Below are 2,392 nucleotides of genomic sequence, written 5' to 3' on the forward strand. Positions count from 1 at the left end.
CAATTCCTTTATTAGAATTAGAATTATGAGTAAAACCTTGATAAGAACCTGAATTATATCCAAGTTTACTCAATTCGGTAGAAACGTGCATTAAATCTGTTGCTAACACTCTCGTTTCATTTACACCAGTTGTACTATTTCCATCATTGGCAACTACATTTGAACCTGAATCACTACGTTGATCAATTTCATAATTAGCAAAAAAGAATAATTTATTTTTTACAATTGGTCCACCAATACTAAAACCAGCTTGAGTTTGCTCTAAATTTGGAACGACAATATCTTGACCTTTTACTCTATTTCCAGTCATAGCATCATTTCTGAAATAGCTATAAGCAGTTCCGTGAAATTCGTTTGTACCTGATTTTGTTACAGCATTTACAGATGCGCCAGTAAAACCTGACAAAGTAACATCATAAGGAGCAACTGCAACTTGAATTTGTTCAATAGCATCCAATGAAATTGGCTGTGACCCTGTTTGCCCACCTGGAGTTGCAGCATCTAATCCGAAAGGGTTATTAAAAATTGCCCCATTCAAAGAATAGTTATTGTATTGATCATTTCTACCACCAAATGAACCTCCACTCGCAGAGGGTTCTAATCGAGTAAAATCTTCTGCAGATCTAGAAATAGAGGGTAACGTTGATAATTCTTTTCTACCGATTGTAGTTTCGGCACCAGTTCGACCACTTCCGAAGACTTTGCTTTTTGAAGTTACTTTTACTTCATTTAAGCTTTGACTTTCACTAACTAAAACAAATTCAAGTGCCGAAGTTTTTCCAAGTTCAAGGAATACATCAGCAATTTCTTGAGTTTGATATCCTACAAAAGTTGCAATCACTTTATAAGGTCCACCAATTTTCATATTCAACATACTAAAACGTCCATCAGAATTCGAAACTGTCGAATATTTAGTTCCTGTAGGAGTATGTATTGCAAGAATTGAAGCTTCTGGCAAAAATTCATTATTGCTACTTTTAACGGTACCTTTAATGTTTGAAGTTGTAGTTTGTGCAATTATTGCCTGAAGGCCAATTGCAAAAAACAATAAAGTAAAAATTTTTTTCATATTTTTAGATTTTAGTTCACTAGTGTCCACTATAGATTAAAAAAAGTTCTTTGAAATTATTGTAAATCTGTATTTTAAGTCTCATTTTAGAGCGTGACGATTTGAAATGAATCCATTATGTTCGTAAATTAACTTTACGAATATGAATCACGGAAAATATGTCTTTTCTCAATTAGTTGAATTTCTACCACAACGTGTTTTTGATAGATTTGTAACAAAGTATGATGGCAATAAAAAGGTCAGAAGTTTTACTTGCTGGAATCAACTTTTATGTATGATTTTCGGTCAATTATCTTCTCGTGATAGCTTGAGAGATTTGATAATTGTTATCGAAGCACATCAATCAAAATCGTATCATTTAGGTTTTGGTAAAAATGTAACACGAAGTAACTTAGCCAAGGCAAATGAAAATCGCAATTATAAAATATTCGAAGACTTTGCCAATCATTTAATATTAATTGCCCAAGAAAAAAACAGCAATGATAGTTTTGAAATAAAAGGCAACATTTATGCTTTTGATTCTTCGACTATTGATTTGTGTTTGAGTGTATTTTGGTGGGCTCATTTTAGAAAGACCAAAGCAGGAATAAAACTCCACACCCTTTTTGATATTAACACACAAATCCCTGTTTTTATTCACATTACCGAGGCAAATATTCACGATGTAAATGCGATGGACTTCATCAATTATGAACGTTTTGCCTATTATATTTTTGACCGTGCTTATGTAGATTATTTCAGGCTTTATCGAATTACTAAAGCTTCTGCTTATTTTGTTGTTAGAGCAAAATCAAATTTAAAATTCAAAAGAATGTATTCCAAGAAAACAGATAAATCCACGGGAGTTATTTATGACCAAACAGGGAAAATAGACGGCTTTTATACTTCAAAAGATTATCCAGAAAAGATAAGAAAAGTGAAGTTTTTTGATGCTGAAAACAAAAAAATGTTAATCTTTTTGACGAACAATTTTGATTTATCAGCCCAACAAATCGCCTTACTTTATAAACAGCGTTGGCAGATTGAATTATTCTTCAAATGGATTAAACAACATTTGAAAGTTAAGACCTTTTGGGGAACGACAGAAAATGCCGTCCGCATACAAATTAACATCGCAATAATAACTTATTGCTTGGTGTCAATCATTGCAAAAGATTTAAAAATCAATCGTTCAATCTACGAAATTCTACAAATTTTATCAGCATCATTACTCGATAAAACACCTGTAAATGAATTACTTATGAAATCAGATTACAATAATGTCAATGAACATATTACTAACCAGCTGGTTTTCAACTTATTTTAAGTGGACACTAGTGAAAT

Annotated in this window: 2 protein-coding genes; one reads left to right on the plus strand and one right to left on the minus strand. The window is 32.0% G+C overall.

Features of this window, described 5'->3' with window-relative positions; translation table 11 throughout:
* Nucleotides 1–1,069 (minus strand): TonB-dependent receptor (locus EKL98_RS15275; RefSeq protein WP_199740718.1); only part of this gene is annotated, 1,069 nt, incomplete at its 3' end.
* A gap of 142 nt (nt 1,070–1,211) precedes the next feature.
* On the opposite strand from EKL98_RS15275, the gene EKL98_RS15280 reads away from it, so the two are divergent.
* Nucleotides 1,212–2,375: an IS4 family transposase gene (locus EKL98_RS15280; protein ID WP_126563075.1), complete on the plus strand. Its 1,164-nt coding sequence runs from the start codon at nt 1,212–1,214 to the stop codon at nt 2,373–2,375.
* Nucleotides 2,376–2,392 lie beyond the last annotated feature (17 nt).

This window comes from Flavobacterium bomense (assembly GCF_003970355.1).

What these genes read in the sequence shown, in the direction of transcription:
- EKL98_RS15280 (WP_126563075.1), top strand. Translation starts at nt 1,212, where the DNA reads ATGAATCACGGAAAATATGTCTTTTCTCAATTAGTTGAATTTCTACCA.